Below are 18,659 nucleotides of genomic sequence, written 5' to 3'. Positions count from 1 at the left end.
TCAATCTGTGTTGCGGCGTTTTCGTTCATCATAAAGCGCCGCATCATTAGTGGGAGTGCTTTTTACACACTTTATCCGCAGCCAACCCAGCCTTTGCAGAATGCGCTGGTTTGTTTTGCCAATTGAGTAGTGAGTGAGAAAGCAAGGATACTGCGAAAACGAAAAAGGCCCCGAAGCAGTCTGCTTCGGGGCCTTTTCTAACATTGCCCGTCCTTAGTGGGAGTGGCTTTTGTCCCAGTCTTCCTGCTTTGGCAGGATTTCAAAGGTGTGCTCTGGTGGAGGTGACGGCAGGGTCCACTCCAGCGTGTCAGCGTATTCGTTCCAGTAGTTGTTCTGGGTGATACGGGCTCCACGCATCATAGCGTAGATCACGATACCAAAGAACAGCAGGAAGGAAGCAAACGAGATGAATGCGCCGATTGACGAAACATAGTTCCAGTAGGCAAAGGCCTCAGGATAGTCGATGTAACGACGTGGCATGCCCTGACGACCCAGGAAGTGCTGTGGGAAGAAGGTCACGTTTGCACCGATGAAGAACATCCAGAAGTGCACATGTGCAAGCTTCTCAGAGTACTGACGGCCAGTCATCTTGCCGAAGTAGTAGTAAACCCCAGCAAAGATAGCGAAGACCGCACCCAAGGACATCACGTAGTGGAAGTGCGCCACAACATAGTAGGTGTCGTGATAAAAGCGATCCACGGCAGCCTGCGACAGAACCACACCGGTTACACCGCCAACGGTGAACAGGAACAGGAAGCCAAAGGCAAACATCATAGGGGCTTTGAATTCGATGGAACCGCCCCACATGGTGGCAATCCAAGAGAACACTTTAACACCGGTTGGAACCGCGATGACCATCGTTGCCAGCATGAAGTAGGCCTGTTGGTTCAGCGACATGCCAACTGTGTACATGTGGTGCGCCCAAACGACGAAGCCCAGAACACCAATTGCGATGATCGCCCAAACCATTGGCAGGTAACCAAAGACTGGCTTGCGCGCAAAGGTCGCGATGACGTGAGAGATGATACCAAAGCCAGGCAAGATCACGATGTACACTTCGGGGTGTCCAAAGAACCAAAGGATGTGCTGATACAGGATTGGATCCCCGCCACCGGCAGCGTCAAAGAAGGCGAAACCAAAGTTGCGGTCCATCAGCAGCATGGTGATAGCGCCAGCCAGAACAGGCAACGACAGCAGGATTAGCCAAGACGTGACAAAGATCGACCATGAAAACAGCGGCACCTTAAACAGGGTCATGCCAGGGGCACGCATGTTCAGGAATGTGGTGATCATGTTGATTGCACCAAGGATCGAAGAGGCACCCGAGACGTGAACAGCGAAAATCGCCAGGTCCATCGAAAGACCACCTTCGTTCACCGACAGCGGAGGGTACAGAACCCAGCCAACACCTGAACCAAGCTGGTCGTTACCACCAGGTGACAGTACCGAAGCAACTGCCAGCGAGGTACCAGCTACATAGAGCCAGAATGACAGGTTGTTCATCCGCGGGAAGGCCATGTCTGGCGCACCAATTTGCAGCGGCATGAAGTAGTTGCCGAAACCACCGAACAGAGCTGGGATGACCACAAAGAACATCATCAGGATGCCGTGGGCCGTGATCAGAACGTTCCAGAGGTGGCCGTTCGGGGTACATTCCGCTGAAGCATCAGCAAACAACCGTGCGCCTTCGGCACACATATACTGAACGCCCGGATCCATCAGCTCTAGCCGCATGTAAACGGTGAACGTGACAGAGATCAGACCGACAAGTGCCGAAACGATCAGGTAGAGAATGCCGATATCTTTATGGTTCGTACTCATGAACCAGCGGGTAAAAAAGCTCCGCTCGTCCACGTGATCGTGACCATGAATGGCTGCGTCTGCCATTTGGTGCCTCCTGTTATATATAGAAAGGCCCCGAGAGCGGACTCCGGGCACCTTGATTCATAGGGTTTTTAGAGTGGCAAGGCTGTGCCTTCAATGGCGGAGTTTGATCTGGATCAAGATAAATTGACGCGCCCCCCTCTGTATTGGTTGAAAACTGACCGGCCGGAATTAAGGAATGGGAGTTTTCGTAGTGCATTGGTACGTACTGCGAACAGGCTGTCGTCTGCGCGGTCATCTAAAGGACCAGGTCTTGACGGTCTGAATGTGGAACCTAAAAGGGTCAATTCAGCTCGCAATCTTGCAAGGACGCACCATGAACTACGATACGGACAACATTTTTGCCAAAATCCTACGTGGGGAAATTCCAGCTACTCGGGTCTACGAGGACAGTGAAACGCTGGTGTTTATGGATATTATGCCGCGTGCTGATGGACATATTCTTGTTATTCCCAAGACACCTTGCCGTAATGTTCTTGATGCAACACCTGACCAGCTAACGGCGGTGATGAAGACCGTTCAGAAAATGTCCCGTGCGCTAATGTCGTGTTTTGACGCTGACGGAATCACGTTGCAACAATTCAACGAAGCCGCCGGTGGACAGGAAGTCTTCCATTTGCATTTCCATTTGCTCCCACGGCAGGCTGGTGATCACCTTAGGGCGCCAGGAACGATGGGCGATCAAGGTGTTATTCAGAAAAATGCGGAAAAAATTCGCAACACGTTGCTAGAGTTGTAAAAATCATTGCTCGAAAAGCGTTGATCTGAATTTCGCGGCGCGGAAGTCCTTTTGGCTTCTGCTGGTGTTACGTACATTTATACGTTGAGTTGACATTCGATAATGCAATTTCTTGATAAATAGTTTATTCATATAATGCTGATAGCTTTTTACGTTCAAATATTGCTTATCAGGCTTGCCGTATTGGCCAGTTAATAATTGATTCGAAGACTTCTTTGAGGAGCGATGTGACATTGTTACAGCGTGTACATGCCTTGTCTCAGCATCAGACTATTGCTGCTATATATGAAACCGTAATTCGATCTGAGTTGTGCGATTTCTTTTTGAAGCCGACGGAAGAAGACGTTTCTAGGCCCGCTGAAGTTACTCCACACTCACAGCTGCAAAAGCCAGGAGCAGATCGGGATCTTGCGTTGCATTTTGCCCGTGCTGTCGAGATCCTGGAACAACAGTGGAGTAGATCCGGTCGCCCAAAGCCTACGCAATTTTTCGAAGGAGGCGATAATTTTTGGATACTATTGGACGTAGACGGAAAAGTTTCCCGTGCCAGTCGCGTCGCAAGGGTCTTCTTGCAAAAGCGTGATGCTGATGTGCTGACAGCGTTAGATCTTAACCTGGCGGGTCAAGCCAGTATCAAACGCCGATTGTCACATTTGGGGCTGCCTGCCTACAGCCGAGAAGGTCCTGAGGTTTTGCTAAGGCTCGATGGGACGCGCAGGTTGCTGTGCAGATCTGTCAGCAGCGGATACGGTCTACAGGCCTCTTTTGGTGTGATGATAGAAGCCTTGGATTTTGATTGGACAAAACGTGCGAAAGAAATGTTAGGGGCGACGTTTGGGCTGCATCTACAAGAACTGGAGTTGTTAGGTAAGGTATTCGAGGGGGTAAGCCTCGAGGATTTAGCCCAAACCACCCGAGGCGGGTTGGCTGACATTGATGCACAGCTACAAGTGATCATTGCCAAGACCGGCGCCCCGGGGTTGGCTGAAATGCTCCGCCTGTTCTGCTTTCTCATTGACGAGCTTGCTACGGATGATCGGATTGCAAGCGGTGTCGAACCACCCCCAGAAGGAAGGTTGGTGCGTTCGAGCAATCATCCGCTACAGTTTTACAAGATAGGCGCGGACACCGGGCAACCGGTTATCTTTCTGCACGGCCTATTGGATGGCATTGCTGGGGTGCAACGGCTGCAATCACAGTTCAGGAAACGCGGGTTTCGTGTGTATGCTCCGCTGCGCTGTGGCTATGGGTGTTCCGGCCCTACGCCAATGCCAGAACGCAGTTTTGACATTTTCATTGACCAGCTCGAAGGGTTGCTGGAACAGGAGAACCTGCAGCGTCCGATTCTGTTGGGGCACAGGGGGGGCTCCTCATTTGCACATATAGCAGCACGTCGACTGCGCGACCGGGTCGCCGGGGCTGTAATTGTTTCAGGCATGGGGCCAACACAGAACCTGCGAGAGTTGTCCAGCCTGACAGGGCATCTGCGGATGATGGCGCTGACTGCAAGCTATAGCCCAAAGATTATGCCCTTAGTGGTTAAGCACTGGGCAAGGTCAATTCGCCAGAATGGTTTAATGACACTCGCTCGATCGCAGTCTGGAATTGATGGCGACGCAAATGATCTGTTGGAAAGCCCAACGATGACGGCGCTTCTTCAGTCCAGTCATGACATGTCTTTGATACAGCAGTGTACGGGGCTAATGGCCGACTTTCATTGGATTGTTAACGATTGGCGACGTCACATTGATGGCCCTACAGCGCCGGTAATCTACCTGCATGGTGAAGGCGATCAGGTCACTTCGACTGAGCGCCTGCAGCGAGCAATGATAGGGCGAAGTAATGTACAGGTCCGGCTGTGCCATGGCGGCGGAGGGTTGCTGTTATACACCCGCCCGGAATTGGTATTCTCAGCGTTAGAGGAATTGGCGGACAGGTAGGGGGGGCTCGCTCAGTCCGTTTCGAAAACTTGTCCAAAGCCATGATGCAGAGCGACGTCAACATCAGGCATGCTGACGGGCAGGCCCAAATCAACGAGGCTTGTAACCCCATGCTCAGTGATGCCACAGGGCACAATGCCGTCAAAATGGCTGAGATCAGGGTCGAGATTGATAGAAATGCCGTGAAAACTGATCCATTTTCGTAGCCGGATTCCTATTGCTGCTATCTTGTCCTCGGCTTTTGCACCCAAGGCAGTCAGCGGCTTGTCGTCTCGCTCTACCCAAACGCCGACGCGACCTTCGCGGATGTGCCCGGTGATATTGAACTGCTCCAAGGTCAAGATCACCCACTGTTCTAGCTGTTGCACGAAACGCCGCACATCCCGACCGCGCTTGCCAACATCCAGCATCACATAGACAACCCGTTGGCCCGGGCCGTGATAGGTATATTGGCCGCCGCGTTTGCTCTCATAGACAGGGAACCGGTCTGGATCGGTCAGGTCTTCACGCTTGGCAGAGGTCCCGGCAGTGTAAAGCGGTGGATGCTCGACCAACCAGATGCATTCTTCGGCTTTGCCGGATGCTATGGCTGCGACCCGATTTTCCATAAAAGTCACGGCTTCATCATAGTCGGTCAGCCCGTCGCTGGTGATCCATTCAACCATATTTAATCTCGTTATTGCCATTTATGCCTTCATAGGTGTTTTGGGGTGGTGAATTCCAGCCTTTTCAAGATGTGTTTATCAGTTATTGTTAAGTCAGTTGTTGGTACGCGAGTGATTTTGGAGATTGAAATGCAACTTAAATTCTTAACTACAGCAATATTTTCCTGTGCTTTGGTATTAGCACCCGTAGAGCGGGTATCAGCAGATGCCGGTGATTTTGCCGCCGGGGCTCTTATTGGTGGATTGATTGGCGGTGCGCTTTCCAATGGCGGTAAACGTCGCCAACGAGGTGGAACGCAGAGATCGAGGTTACCCTCCACTCAGGAAGGGAAAGAGATTCAAACCTCTCTCAATTATTTTGGATTTGATGCAGGATCGGTTGACGGTCAGCTTGGACGAAAGACCAAAACGGCGGTTTCTCAATATCAAGCTTATCTCGGATATCCTGTCTCGGGCCAGCTTAGCCCTTACGGGCAGGAACTCTTGATCAGTTCGTACAAGCGAGCGGTTTCCAGCGGCTATTTGGCTTCGCAACAAGCGATGGCTCATCCGGACGGACCACGAGGGTTGTTGAAGATCTATCTGTCAGAACGCATGGTGCCGCAGCCAAATATGCCGATGCAAAACCAGCAACAGTTTAATCAACCTCAAACGATGATGGTGAACACCAACCCAAACCCAAACATATATGGCGCTCCACAGCAGTATGGACAGTCAGGGCAGCAGCCGAACTATAACGCAGGTGCCCAGGCAAACGTGCAGACCTATGGCGCGCAAGGACAATATGCCCCGCAAGGACAATACGTACTGCAGGGACAGCAAGCGCCTCAGGGTCAATATGCTCCTCAAGGGCAGTATGCAGGGCAGGGGCAATACACCGCGCCTCAAGGTCAATACGCACCGCAAGTGCAGCAGTCACCTCAAGGGCAATTTGTTCCACAGGCACAGTTTGCGGCTCAGGGACAGACTGCCCCACAAGGTCAAGTCTTCCAAAATGGACAAACACAGGCCGCACCATTGGGTACTGTTGTTGCCGCATTGCCAAATTCCGGAGAGATCGTAACAGCCTCTGCCACGCCTCAGCAAACGCAGCCGGCTGTTGTGCCTCAGAACAAGCGGTGGGCGTTGGTCATCGGTGTAGACAACTATGATAATGTTACAGCTTTGCAAAAAGCTCGCAATGACGCCCAGGCAATCAGCCAGACATTGGTTGGTCTGGGCTTTGAAGTGAGCACATTGTACGATGCCGGTCGTCGAGACATAAATGGTGCTGTATCCACTATGGCCAATAAAATCGATCCCGGAGACGAAGTTCTGTTTTACTTCGCGGGGCACGGCGTTGAAGTTGAAGGGCGAAATTTTTTGCTGCCATCTGATGTGCCAGTGATCAATTTGGGAGATGAGAGCTTTCTGACTGGAGAAAGTATTGCAGCTGATCGCGTTCTTGAGACATTTCAAAAAAGAGGCGCACGCACCACTGTTATGATTCTTGATGCATGTCGCAACAATCCCTTCCCATCCGATGGCAAACGTTCGGTGGGTGGAAGCCGGGGACTGGTACGGATGGATCCGCCTGAAGGAGCGTTTATTCTTTACTCCGCCGGGGCAGGGCAGACCGCACTTGATCGCCTGTCTGACAATGATGCCAATCCAAACTCGGTGTTTACCCGAGCGCTGCTGCCCCGGTTGCAGGACCCAAGCATGACGCTGCATCAGTTGGCCAAGCAGGTTCGCCGAGATGTTCAGGTTCTGGCGTCTGAGGTCAATCACGACCAGTTTCCAGCCTACTACGATCAGATGTCCGGTGATCTGTTTCTGGCCCGCACAGCGCAGGGATCTGGCAATTGATGATCTATTTGTAAGAGGGCGAAGAATTGCAAATCCGGACCACTTTCTTGGTCTGGATTTGTGTTTTAATTCAATGTTCTGACTATAGTTCTAGAACGGGCATGCAAATTTGAGTTCAGTGAATGGGCTGTTGGAAAACAATTTTCCAATGGAGGCAACTTTCGACTTCACTTCATTGCAGACCTCGTCTATACGCCGCCCTACCAAGCCTGACAGTGCGGTCGTGGCGGAATTGGTAGACGCGCAGCGTTGAGGTCGCTGTGGGGTAACACCCGTGGAAGTTCGAGTCTTCTCGACCGCACCAACTACTTTCCCTGTTCTTGATAAATGATATTTGTTGTGGGATTTCCATTCCCTCAATCTCTTTGCGCGTCGGTTCTACGGATTTTCGGTCTGCGGGGATGGGCAAAATTGCTGACTACTAGGACCATTGTACAAGTAGTGCTGTGATCTGTGTGTTTGATACCCAAGCCAAGGTGGTTCAGGTCAAGGCCCGTAACTTTCTAACCAACCCTGGCCAAACTGTCTGTCCTGCTGGTTTGCGTCCAACAAAAACATAGTCGGCATCGTTGTAAACATTTTCGGGCACTTGTTTCTTAATTTTGAAATCATTCATATGATTTTTAGTCCATGGGCAGCGTATCGATTGCACGATCTCGAAGCCTGAATCCAGCAGCATCATATTCATGGCGTAAGAGGAGAAAAACAACGTATGCGGTTCAAGCCTTTGGTTGGGAGGGCGATTTCCGGCCGCGAACTCCTCTAGTTGCCAGGCACCCGGCGGTACTTCTATTAAAACAACGCCATTTGGTTTTAGCGCTGCAATAAAACCCAACATATAATCGCGCACAGTGTCATAGGTAAAATGCTCCACAACATGGGATGCCACGATCACGTCAAACGTGGGTTTCTCTGGTAGCTGTCCGATCATTGTTGCGCCCACTTCTTCTTGCAAAATACCCTGGACGTTCTCGTCTGACTCCAGCGCAAATTTTCGCGGCACGTTAATATTGTGGAGCAAGTAACCTTCGCCGCAGCCAATATCGAGCACGTCCTGCGCGTTTGGGGCAATTCGGTGAAGTATATCAGCGTGTCGCTTTGCACGGTCGCGCACTGCGTGTTTTTCTTTTGACCAGACCGGATTGTCCGGCCCGTAAAACTTCCCTTCGAACAATCGATCTTTACGAACCTCTTTCGCGTAGTGTTTTTCATAGTAGGTATCGAGATCGAGATTTGGGATCGGTACCCATCCGGTCCCGCAATTGTCGCAATGAGCGAGTAGCAATCCAGAAAAAAATTTGCTGACAAATGCAGGATAGCGAGAGACTGAGGTGGCTTTTCTTCGACAGCATGGACACGATTGTGTCGCAAGATCTGAAAGACGTATTCTGGGCGATGCTGCCGTACGGAGTGCTGCCACAACTGGATTCATTTCCGTTACCCATCCTAATTACCAAGTATCAAGCAGGTTCTAATTGTTCATACCTACATCAATGCCGCCCAACGTAACAATCCATCACGCATTTGATTTTACGCTAGTGGGTGCAGTTAGAAGGTATTCGGCGAAAGGGTATGGGCGTTTGGTGGGTTTGGACTGAGGGGGATTGAGCCAGCGCGAAACTCCACATGAGTTCTTATCTTGCAAAAATGTCATCTGGGAATGTGGTAAAGCTCATTTTCTATCCACACTTGGCCGGGCTCAGTACAAACAAGTCTTACAGTATCGCAGACTTGCCAAGATCTGATGCGTAAGACCTTAACTTTTCGGCTTTGCTAAAGGGGAGTGTGGGCTATCGGACAGGTGGCGAATAGGTCTCTAATTCAGATAGAAGCAAAGATAGAAAGTCCTGTCCAATTGCAGACAGAGGGCGTGTTTTGGAAGTAATTACTGCCATTTCCATCATGATAGAGGGACGAAAGGGGCGGGTGATAAAGCCGCCCTCAAAATCAAAGTCCAACACAAAGGGATCGAGGATTGATACGCCCATACCTTCTTTGACAAAACTCAGCAGGTTTTTGAATAAATGAGAGTGAACCCTTGTTTTCAATGGGATACCTGCACTGTGAAAGGCTTCTCGTGTACGGCGGTGGGTCATATGATCAGGCCCCATGACGATAAATGGCACGCCATCCAATAGCTCTGGGGTCAAGACTTGGTGCTGCGCCAACGGACTATCTTCTGGCATCGCGATCAGGGTTTCGACGGTGATCGGATGCACTTCCAGGGTGTCATGCAGGACAGGAATTTCGCAGACGCCGATTTCAAATAGCCCCGACATTACCCACTCTTGGATCTTGGCTGAATATTGCGACTGAAAAGAAATTGTCATATCCGGTCGGCCATGAGCAAACCGAGCGATCAGTTTGGGCATAAAACCAAATGACATCGAGTGTTGTGAGGCCACCTGGAGCTGTCCAGCTTGCTTGTTTTGCAGATCGATAACCGCCTGACTTACATGATCAAAACCCCGCACAACGGTGTCAATTTCCTGATAAAGAAGACTGGCCTCTGGGGTCGCGACCAGTCGGCCTTTGATACGCTCGAATAGCTTGAAACGGGTCTGGCGTTCTAGCTGGTGCAGCAAGTTGGAAATCGCAGGTTGCGATACCCCAAGTATAGAGGCCGCGCCGGTAACGGTGCCGGTTTCGATGGTGGCGTGAAAGGCCTGTAATTGGCGAAATCTAAGGTGCATGACACATATATATCATAAAAAATGATGGCATGGCCAGAAATTCATATTTGAAATGATACATCCCTGCGGGCATGGTAGCAAAAAATTATGGAAATCAATGTGCCACGACTAATCAAACCCCTGACCGGAAAACCTGCCGGAGCCTGTAAATGACCCAATCGCATACAATAATTGTTGGAGCAGGTATTGTTGGTGCTGCCACTGCGATCTGGCTAGCCCGCGCTGGGCACCAAGTGACGCTAATCGATAAAGGCGAGCCGGGTATGGGCGCGTCTTATGGAAATGGCTGCATCCTGGCTGCATGCTCCATGGTGCCAGTGACTGCTCCGGGCCTGATCACCAAGGGCCCCAAGTATCTGGCGGACCCAAATTTCCCACTGTTTTTGCGCTGGGGTTACACGCCCAAACTGCTGCCTTGGCTGCTACGCTACCTGTCAAATGCCAATGACAGTGACACCCGTCGCATTGCCCAAGGGCTTACCCATATCGTTGGAGATAGCCTGGAACAGCACCAAGCGCTCACTGCGGGTACCGAAGCGGCCAGATGGGTGCAGGAAAGCGAATACAATATTGCCTATGCAGATCGGGCTGCCTTTGAAGCAGATGCTTACACATGGGAGCTGCGGCGCGAAGCTGGTTTTGTGCCTGAATTGATCGAAGGGGCCGCCGTTCAGGAAAAAGAACCAATTCTGGCGAAGACCGTTAAACTGCTGGCTGTGAACAAGAACCATGGGTTTATCCATAATCCCGGCCACTATGTCCAGGATCTGGTCAAGCTGTTGAAGCAGTTGGGCGGACAATTTGTTCAGGCCGAGGTCAAAGATTTTGACCTAAGTGGCGGGCGTATCAGTGCGGTTGAAACCACGCAGGGGCGGTTTGATTGCGATCAAGCGGTGCTTGCAACAGGGGTCTGGTCAAAACCTCTGATGCAGAAGCTGGGCCTTAATGTTCCACTCGAAGCTGAACGAGGGTATCACATCTTGTTCAAAGATCCTTCACAGACCCCCAACAACCCGCTGATGCTAACGTCTGGGAAATTCGTTGCGACTTCAATGGATCAGGGGCTAAGGTGCGCAGGTGTTGTTGAATTTGGTGGGTTACAGGATACTCCGTCAAAGGCACCACTTAAGCTGATGCGCAAAAAGGTTCGGGAAGTGTTTCCTAACATGACGGCCAGCAGCGAAGAAGAGTGGCTGGGCTTTCGGCCAGCCCCGTCTGACAGCCTGCCGTTGATCGGCGAAGTGGGGACTTCCGGGGTCTACGCTGCCTTTGGTCACCATCACATCGGGTTGACGGGCGGACCTAAAACCGGACGCATGGTGGCGGATATGATCTGCGGCCAGCGCAACAATATGGATATGAAGCCTTACGAGCCAAAACGGTTCGCCTAAAAGGCCAACAGAACAATAAAATAATCAACAGGGAGATCAAAATGATCATGAAATACTCAGTAAAAGCCGCGCTAACTGTTTCGACCATTGCACTGGGCGCTACCGCAGCCTCGGCAGAGAAATGGGACATGCCAATGGCCTATTCGGCCACCAATTTCCACTCGGAAATGGGTGTCGTGTTTGCAGACAAAGTGCGTGAGTACACAAGCGGTGACCTGGACATCACTGTGCACCCGGGTGGTTCGCTATTCAAAGGCGGCGAAATCAAGCGGGCTATTCAAACTGGACAGGTGCCAATCGGGGAACGTTTCATGGCAGCCCACGCTAACGAAGTGCCACTTCTGGGTTGGGATAACCTGCCGTTTGTTGCCACAACCTATGCTGACAACGCTAAGCTTTGGGAAGCAGCTAAGGATACAGTCAACGGGCAGCTGGCAGATATAAATCTTGTCACTTTGTACACCTGCCCATGGCCGGGGCAGGGTTTCTACTTCAACAAAGACGTGAACTCGTCTGCTGACACCCAGGGCGTCAAGTTTCGTTCATACAACACAGCAACTGCCACCTTTGCTGAGGCACTCGGTATGGTCCCAGTTCAGGTTGAAGCGGCAGAATTGAGCCAAGCCCTAGCCACAGGTGTAGCCGAGGCATTCATCTCGTCAGGGTCTACTGGTTACGACCGTAAAGTTTGGGAACATCTGTCCAACTACTACAAGGTCAACGCCTGGTTGCCACGCAACTATGTGATGGTGAACAAAGGTGTTTGGGAAGGCTTGGACGCTGACACACAGGCTGCTGTGCAAAAGGCTGCCGACGAAACGGGTGCTGCATGTTCTGCCAAGTCAGAGGAGCTTGCAGGTTGGTATTTTGAGCAGCTTGAAGCAAACGGCATGAAAGTTGAAAACGCTGGCGCTGATTTCCTGAAAGAACTGGAAGCTATCGGTGCTGACATGCAGGCCACTTGGCTGAAGGACACCGGCGCAGATGGTCAAGCGATCCTTGACGCTTATAACGCCAACTAAAGCCACACAAATTTCACGGCCCTTCGCATCTATGCGTGGGGCCGTGTCTCATCTGACCGGGGGATAGGGTATTGCGCGACTGGCAACCTTTTCTGGGCCTGCCGTTATGGGTATGGCTTTTCATTTTTCCAACCATATTGGCAGCGTTTTGTCTGCTTTATCGAAAACCAGCGGAGCGGTTGCTGACGCCTGTCTGGCGCGTGCTTGATCGTATCTATCTAGGCGCCGGAGTGGTGGCGGCCTGCTTTATGGTAACCATTCTTCTGTTGATTATAGGGCAGATGATTTCCCGCTGGAGTAGCGTGACATTTTCCGGATCAACCGAGTATGCAGGCTATGCGATGGCGGCCACATCGTTCTTGGCGATGGCCCATGCGCTGACCCGTGGCGCCCATATCCGGGTGTCTATATTCCTGAATATGAACCGTTTTTTGGGTTTTTGGTTGGATGCATTGGCGATGTGGATTGCCGCGATCACAGCGACGTATTTTGCGCGCTACGCGATCAAGACTAACGTGCTATCGAAACTATTGAACGATCGCACGCAAGGGCAGGACTTTGTGCCCGAGTGGCTTTTGTCCTTTTTTTCCATGTTCGCAAACGCACCCAGCAAATGGGCGCAGATTTGGGCCGAAACCGGATCAGAGTGGGTCTACACTCCAGTCTGGCTGCCACAACTACCGATGTCGATTGGCACGGTCCTGCTGGCTGTCGCCATTTGGGACTATCTGACCCGGCTTCTGGTCACCCGCCAGTCTAGCATTATTTCGGAGGCGGTCGAATGAGCGAGCTCTACACTACCATTATTTTCTTGTTCGTACTGTTCGCCCTTTTGGGTGGTTCAGTTTGGATCGGGCTGGCGCTGATGGGCGTGGCCTGGGTTGGCATGGTCATGTTCACTTCTCGCCCGCCTGGGGATGCGATGATCACAACCATCTGGACTGGCTCTTCAAGCTGGACGCTGACCGCTCTGCCGCTATTCATCTGGATGGGGGAGATATTATATCGAACCCGATTATCGCAGGATATGTTCCGCGGACTGGCGCCTTGGATGCGCTGGTTGCCGGGTGGGTTGCTCCATACCAATATTGCCGGCTGCACGATCTTTGCTGCGGTCTCCGGGTCATCTGCCGCTACCCTGACCACGGTTGGCAAAATGTCGATCCCGGAGCTGCGTAAACGCGGCTACCCCGAGCACATGATCATCGGTACCCTGGCTGGCGCAGCCACACTGGGCCTGATGATCCCGCCATCCCTGACCTTGATCGTCTATGGGGTCACGATCAATGAATCGATCACCAAACTGTTCATGGCTGGGATCCTTCCTGGGCTGGTGCTGGCAAGCCTGTTCACTCTCTACATCATGGGTTGGCATTTCTTCACCAAGGGGCCGCGCCCAGATCCGGAACCACCGATGAGTTTTGGAACCATGCTGGCCGAGAGCCGTTTCCTAGTGCCAGTACTTATGTTGGTTACGGTTGTCATTGGCTCGATGTATCTTGGCTTTGCCACAGCCACAGAAGCTGCCGCTGTTGGTGTGCTTGGCTCCCTGACGCTTGCCTTTATGCAGGGCTCGCTTAGCTGGAGCACGTTTACCGAGTCTCTCATGGGGGCCACACGAACGTCGGCGATGATCTCCTTGATCCTGATGGGGGCCTTTTTCCTGTCACTGTCAATGGGCTTCACTGGCCTGCCGCGGGCGCTGGCTGACTGGATTGATACTTTGAACCTGTCACCATTGGCGCTCATCGTTGCGCTGACCATATTCTATGTCTTCCTTGGTATGTTCCTGGATGGGATTTCCTCGGTTGTGCTGACGATGGCGATCATCGAGCCGATGATCCGTCAGGCTGGAATTGACCCGATCTGGTTTGGTATCTTCATTGTTGTGGTCGTCGAGATGGCACAGGTGACGCCACCGATTGGTTTCAACCTGTTTGTGCTGCAGGGCATGACCAAACACGAAATCTCCTACATCTCAAAAACCGCCATCCCGATGGTTGGCCTGATGTTGCTGATGGTTGTGATCTTGGTGGTCTGGCCTGAACTGGCCACGTGGTTACCAGAAAACATCCGCTCGCGGCCTGGAAGCTAACTCAGAAAACCGAAAACAAAAAGGACCGCCCCGGCCATTGGCTGGGGCGGTCTTTTTATTGGGCATGGACTGCAGGTGCAGAGACCGTTTAGCCCATCCAACGCCGAACAGGTGCGTTGGTTTCTTCTAGCGGCTGTGTCACCACATCAATCAATGTCGGCCCGTCATGGTCAACCGCTTCCCGCATCACTCGTTCCAGATCCGCAGGGTTTTCAACCCGCCAGCTTTTCACCCCATAGGCAGCAGCGATAGCCGCATGATCGGTGCGGTTGAAGTCGACGTTGTAATAGCGCGCATCCTTGTCTGCATGCTGGCTCGCTTTGATCCAGCCAAAGTTTGAGTTGGAGAACACAACAAATGTAATTGGCGCGCGACACCGGCACACGGTTTCCAGTTCACCCACTGTGAACCCAAACGAACCATCCCCCATCAGGGCCACGACCTTGCTGCTAGGTCGCCCGAACCATGCGCCCAGAGCCGCAGATAGCGAATACCCAAGTGCCCCATGTGCGCGGTTGGTAATGAAATGACGCCCTGCCTGAGGCAGCTGGTAGTAGGCCGAGAAATAGGGGCAGCTGGTGCCGGGATCTGACACTACAGTTGCATCAGGCGGCAGCACCTTCATCAAGGTATCGATCACCCGCTCGGGGCGAATTGGTGCTTCATCGCTGGCAGCGAATTTCCGGAACACGTCAAACTTGCGCTTTTTGATGTCGGCAATGGCGGTTGCGCCACCGAAGGTATCAGCACCCTGATCGCCCGCATCTAAAACTGCGTTTACCTGAGCGAGGGCCAGCCGCAAATCTCCAACGACACCCACTTCGGTCCGGTAGTTTGCACCAATCACCATGGGGTCATTGTCAAAGTGTACGATCCGAGCGGCTGCAGTGGGGGCTTCCCAGCGGGAGGTTGTGGTTGAGCCTGCACGGCATCCCATGAAGACCACAAGATCGGCTTGCTCCATCAGCTCCCAGGTTTGATCTGTGCCGCCGTTCGAGCCAACAACACCCAGACAGTTGGGGTGGGTTTCGGCGAGCGAGCCTTGACCGGAGATCGAGGTGGCCACAGGAATATCGAGTCGGGTCGCGAGGCGAGACAACTCCTCCATTGCGCCGGATATCACAACGCCACCACCACAGACGATCAGCGGATTTTTAGCGGATAAGATTGCGTCCACGGCGGCTTCAGCAGCGCCTTGTTCCGGAGCCTGTGGATAGGCGGGGTAGCTCTGGTGCTTTGGATCAGCCCAGATATCTGACGGGTCGACCTGATCGTATTGAACGTCGTAGGGCAGGCCAAGATGCGCGGCCCCTGAACGACCGGTCGTCATGGCGCGAAACGCAGTGCGTACCATACGCGGAATATGCGCCGACTGTTTGATCACCGTGTTCCACTTGGTCAGTGGCTGCATCAACCTGTCTTGGTCGACTTCGGTCAGCGGATACTTCCCATACGACCCAACTGATATGTCTGTGGTGATGCCCAACACAGCATAAGAGCTCTCAGTCGCTTCAATCAGGCCGGGTAGGATGTAGGTTGCGCCCCCGCCAGATGGACCTTCTGCAACACCAACCCGGCCGGTCACGCGCGAATAGCCATCAGCCATGTATGTCGCGCTCCGCTCGTCGCGGGTCAGCACATGTGTCATGCCATGATCGCCACGCAGCATTGCATCATAAAAGGGCAGTGTCGTGTCGCCGCAAAGCCCGAAAATATGTTTTACCCCGTGCGCCTCGAGCATTTGAACCATGGCTTCGGCGCCATTCAATTTGGATGTCATTCCGATTTCCTTTGACTAAAATGCGCTCTGGAAAGTGGCGCATACAGAATTGTATACAATTTAGAATACAAACTTGCGCTCATGTCAATTCCCTTGTAGCGTTACCTAAACTCAAGGTGAGCCGCAAAATGTCCAAGCAGTTAAGCAACGTGGATAGAGTGTATGAAGCGCTGCGTCAGATGGCGGCGGATTTTGCGTTCAAACCTGATCAGCGCATAAACGAAAGCGAGTTGTCCAAACTGCTGGGTGCCAGTCGTACGCCATTGCGAGAGGCGCTTAACCGTCTGGTCGCAGAGGGGTTTCTTACCTTTCAGAATAACCGGGGGTTCTTCTGTCGCTCGTTGACGCCAAAATACATTCTCGACCTGTATGAAGCGCGGGTGGCGATTGAATGTGAGGCGTTACGGCTAGCCTGTCGACGCGCAAAAGATCATGAGATCACGGCACTCGGAGATTATCTTGAACAGATAGAACCGGATTACGAGAGCGGCTCTGATCCGGCGGAGCAACTTGCGATGGATGAGGCATTCCACTTACGGTTAGCGCAGTTGTCAGGGAATGATGAACTGGGAAGGATGCTGAGAAACCTGAATGATCGCATCCGCTATATCCGTCTGATTGATCTCAAACGCCTACGCGACAAAACCGGCAAACGGGTGCCGGGTGAATTGTCAGCGCATAGCCGAATTTTCCTTGCGCTGTCAGGCCGAGATCCAGCTGCTGCGGAGGCTGCAATGCGAGGACACATTGAGAAACGACGAGAAGCCGCGACCGAAGCAGTGCAAATTGCATTTTCGCAATTATATGTGCCGCAAGATTAGAAGATCACTAGGAAGGACTCCCAATGCAACAGGGCGGTAAAACCGTTTATGGGGCCACAGTTGGCATCCTGATGCTGGAAACCCAATTTCCCCGAATCTACGGTGACATGGGAAATGCGATGACCTGGGATTTCCCAGTTCAATACCGGGTTGTTCCGGGTGCCACACCGGACAAAGTGGTACGCAATAGCCCTACTGAATTGATCGATAATTTCATCGAAGCAGGGCGCGATCTGGTGCGATCTGGCTGTGATGGCATCACCACCAATTGTGGTTTTTTGGCGCTGATTCAGGACGACATAAAACAGGCGCTGGGTGTACCGGTGGCGACCTCGTCACTGATGCAGGTGCCTATGGTGCAAAATCTGTTGCCAGCGGGGAAACGCTGTGGCGTGATCACTATATCAAAAACGTCACTGACAGACGAGCACTTGATTGCCGCTGGAGCCCCAGTCGATACACCAATTGTCGGCACAGAGGGCGGACGTAACCTCACCACGAGCATCTTGGGCGATAAATTGGAAATAGATTTTGAGTCGTGCCGTTTGGACATGATTGATGCGGGGCTTGAGATGGTACAGAGCCACCCTGATGTTGGCGCCATCGTGTTGGAATGTACCAATATGGTGCCATATGCCCGTGACATCCGCAAAGTCACTGGGTTGCCGGTGTTCTCGATCTATTCGTTTATTAAGTGGTTCCATTCAGGAATTATGCCGCGCGGGTTTCCACTTGAACTGGATGATCCTCGTTGGTGACTGCCGTGGCCTAGTTCTGTTGTACCGTGCTGTGCCACTCGGCCAGGAACCGTTTACGTTTTAGATGATCCAGAAAAACAAGTAGCCCAGGCCCCATCTGGATCGGGCGAAAAGGGGCGTTCTGGGCTTCGTCAGAGATGGGGTAGCGGTGAAATGGGTATTCGGGCACGTCCGGTGTGTCCCAGGCCGCGCGGAGCAGGTGGTCAATAAATGCTCCTGCCAGTTTAGGGTGCTTTGCTGTTCGCAACACAACAGCGGTGCGTAGCATCATGTTGGTGTAGTCTTCTGGCTCAACAATCGTGATCCGGGAGGCCAGATCCTTGCGCGCACGCGCATAGCTGCCCAGTACGTTGTAGGCGACGGCTATGTCTCCACGCGCTACATTTTCGATCATGTCCCCGGAGCAGCAAAACAACCTGATTTTTAGCCCTCCCATGATTTCCATCAACCGCCAGTAGGATTCTGATGTGCGCGCATCTTGGGTTGCAAACAAATAGCCCAGACCACTGTTGCGGACGTCATAAGTCCCTATGCGTCCTCGAAACCGGTCTGGGTGTTTGCGAAGCAGCGAAATCAGCTCTTGCCGCGAGCGAGGAAGTTCCAGCCCTGCAAATGCTGCAGGAGAAATCACAATTGATGCGGGCTCTTGTGAGAATGCGAAGACATGGTTGCGCCAGGTTCCCCAGGTTGGGACCAAATCAATCAAGTCCGAATAATGTGCAAGCGTATAGCCATCATTGGCCAGCTTAACCTGCAGATCCATAGCCGAAGACAGCGCGAGGTCGAATTCCGCCCCCTCAAGCATGACCGCTTTCATCAGCTCGGCGCTGCTGACGCTGGTGTAGTCGATTGCAACGCCGGGATTTAGTGCGAGAAAGCTGCCAATCAACGGCGCCAAAAGGTCCGTGTCGGTGGTTGAAAGTATTTTGAGAGCATCGCTGTCTTTTGGACCAAAATACCGGTTTTCCTCGACCTCAAACGCACGACTTGTGGTGGGCATAGTCAGCACCGCGGAGAAAACGC

At 52.4% G+C, this 18,659-nt stretch carries 15 protein-coding genes and 1 tRNA gene; 10 read left to right on the top strand and 6 right to left on the bottom strand.

The features are described from left to right. Positions 1–213: 213 nt before the first annotated feature. Positions 214–1,887 (bottom strand): cytochrome c oxidase subunit I, encoded by a 1,674-nt coding sequence (ctaD, locus tag GO984_RS12820; protein ID WP_157022917.1) that lies wholly within the window; start codon positions 1,885–1,887, stop codon positions 214–216. A gap of 313 nt (positions 1,888–2,200) precedes the next feature. Between ctaD and GO984_RS12815 the strand changes: the two genes are divergently transcribed. After that, entirely contained in the window at positions 2,201–2,623 is a 423-nt protein-coding gene (locus tag GO984_RS12815; protein ID WP_157022916.1) for an HIT family protein, read from the top strand. Positions 2,624–2,856: 233 nt separating this feature from the next. Beyond that, complete coding sequence (locus GO984_RS12810) at positions 2,857–4,563, top strand: alpha/beta hydrolase (protein WP_157022915.1); 1,707 nt, start codon at positions 2,857–2,859, stop codon at positions 4,561–4,563. An 11-nt stretch (positions 4,564–4,574) separates the two neighbouring features. On the opposite strand, the gene lipB is transcribed toward GO984_RS12810, so the two are convergent. After that, positions 4,575–5,228: a lipoyl(octanoyl) transferase LipB gene (gene lipB / locus GO984_RS12805; protein WP_157022914.1), complete on the bottom strand. Its 654-nt coding sequence runs from the start codon at positions 5,226–5,228 to the stop codon at positions 4,575–4,577. A 129-nt stretch (positions 5,229–5,357) separates the two neighbouring features. Here lipB and GO984_RS12800 point away from each other — a divergent pair, with 129 nt between their 5' ends. Both GO984_RS12800 and GO984_RS12795 read left to right on the top strand, forming a co-directional pair. Further along, the gene (locus tag GO984_RS12800) at positions 5,358–7,076 is read left to right on the top strand and encodes a caspase family protein (RefSeq protein ID WP_157022913.1); all 1,719 of its coding nucleotides are present in this window, start codon (positions 5,358–5,360) and stop codon (positions 7,074–7,076) included. A gap of 217 nt (positions 7,077–7,293) precedes the next feature. Continuing rightward, positions 7,294–7,380, top strand: a tRNA-Leu gene (locus GO984_RS12795). Positions 7,381–7,557: 177 nt separating this feature from the next. Here the strand turns inward: GO984_RS12795 and GO984_RS12790 are convergent. Together GO984_RS12790 and GO984_RS12785 are read right to left on the bottom strand one after the other, a co-directional pair. Then, complete coding sequence (locus GO984_RS12790; RefSeq protein ID WP_157022912.1) at positions 7,558–8,508, bottom strand: class I SAM-dependent methyltransferase; 951 nt, start codon at positions 8,506–8,508, stop codon at positions 7,558–7,560. 358 nt (positions 8,509–8,866) lie between these two features. Next, entirely contained in the window at positions 8,867–9,769 is a 903-nt protein-coding gene (locus GO984_RS12785; protein WP_157022911.1) for a LysR family transcriptional regulator, read from the bottom strand. A 149-nt stretch (positions 9,770–9,918) separates the two neighbouring features. On the opposite strand from GO984_RS12785, the gene GO984_RS12780 reads away from it, so the two are divergent. The 4 genes from GO984_RS12780 to GO984_RS12765 all read left to right on the top strand — a co-directional run bounded on the left by GO984_RS12780 (position 9,919) and on the right by GO984_RS12765 (position 14,277). Further along, complete coding sequence (locus GO984_RS12780; protein WP_157022910.1) at positions 9,919–11,160, top strand: NAD(P)/FAD-dependent oxidoreductase; 1,242 nt, start codon at positions 9,919–9,921, stop codon at positions 11,158–11,160. A gap of 47 nt (positions 11,161–11,207) precedes the next feature. Then, complete coding sequence (locus GO984_RS12775) at positions 11,208–12,182, top strand: TRAP transporter substrate-binding protein (RefSeq protein ID WP_425339652.1); 975 nt, start codon at positions 11,208–11,210, stop codon at positions 12,180–12,182. Between the two features lie 71 nt (positions 12,183–12,253). Beyond that, entirely contained in the window at positions 12,254–12,967 is a 714-nt protein-coding gene (locus GO984_RS12770) for a TRAP transporter small permease (RefSeq protein WP_157022908.1), read from the top strand. Next, positions 12,964–14,277 carry a TRAP transporter large permease gene (locus GO984_RS12765; protein WP_138162114.1) on the top strand — a complete coding sequence of 438 codons (1,314 nt, stop codon included), beginning with the start codon at positions 12,964–12,966 and terminating at the stop codon, positions 14,275–14,277. The genes GO984_RS12770 and GO984_RS12765 overlap by 4 nt, the downstream gene beginning before the upstream one ends. An 88-nt stretch (positions 14,278–14,365) precedes the next feature. On the opposite strand, the gene GO984_RS12760 is transcribed toward GO984_RS12765, so the two are convergent. Further along, positions 14,366–16,057, bottom strand: a complete 1,692-nt coding sequence (locus GO984_RS12760) for a thiamine pyrophosphate-binding protein (protein ID WP_157022907.1) — start codon at positions 16,055–16,057, stop codon at positions 14,366–14,368. A 128-nt stretch (positions 16,058–16,185) separates the two neighbouring features. On the opposite strand from GO984_RS12760, the gene GO984_RS12755 reads away from it, so the two are divergent. Together GO984_RS12755 and GO984_RS12750 are read left to right on the top strand one after the other, a co-directional pair. Then, entirely contained in the window at positions 16,186–16,878 is a 693-nt protein-coding gene (locus GO984_RS12755) for a GntR family transcriptional regulator (RefSeq protein ID WP_157022906.1), read from the top strand. A 23-nt stretch (positions 16,879–16,901) separates the two neighbouring features. Then, complete coding sequence (locus GO984_RS12750; protein ID WP_157022905.1) at positions 16,902–17,636, top strand: aspartate/glutamate racemase family protein; 735 nt, start codon at positions 16,902–16,904, stop codon at positions 17,634–17,636. A gap of 10 nt (positions 17,637–17,646) precedes the next feature. On the opposite strand, the gene GO984_RS12745 is transcribed toward GO984_RS12750, so the two are convergent. After that, positions 17,647–18,636: an ABC transporter substrate-binding protein gene (locus GO984_RS12745; protein WP_245231095.1), complete on the bottom strand. Its 990-nt coding sequence runs from the start codon at positions 18,634–18,636 to the stop codon at positions 17,647–17,649. Positions 18,637–18,659 lie beyond the last annotated feature (23 nt).

Source organism: Parasedimentitalea huanghaiensis (assembly GCF_009753675.1).
GTDB classification, from domain to species: Bacteria; Pseudomonadota; Alphaproteobacteria; order Rhodobacterales; family Rhodobacteraceae; genus Parasedimentitalea; species Parasedimentitalea huanghaiensis.
Note: the sequence above shows the minus strand (reverse complement) of the source record. Positions and strands in the feature narration are given on the sequence as shown.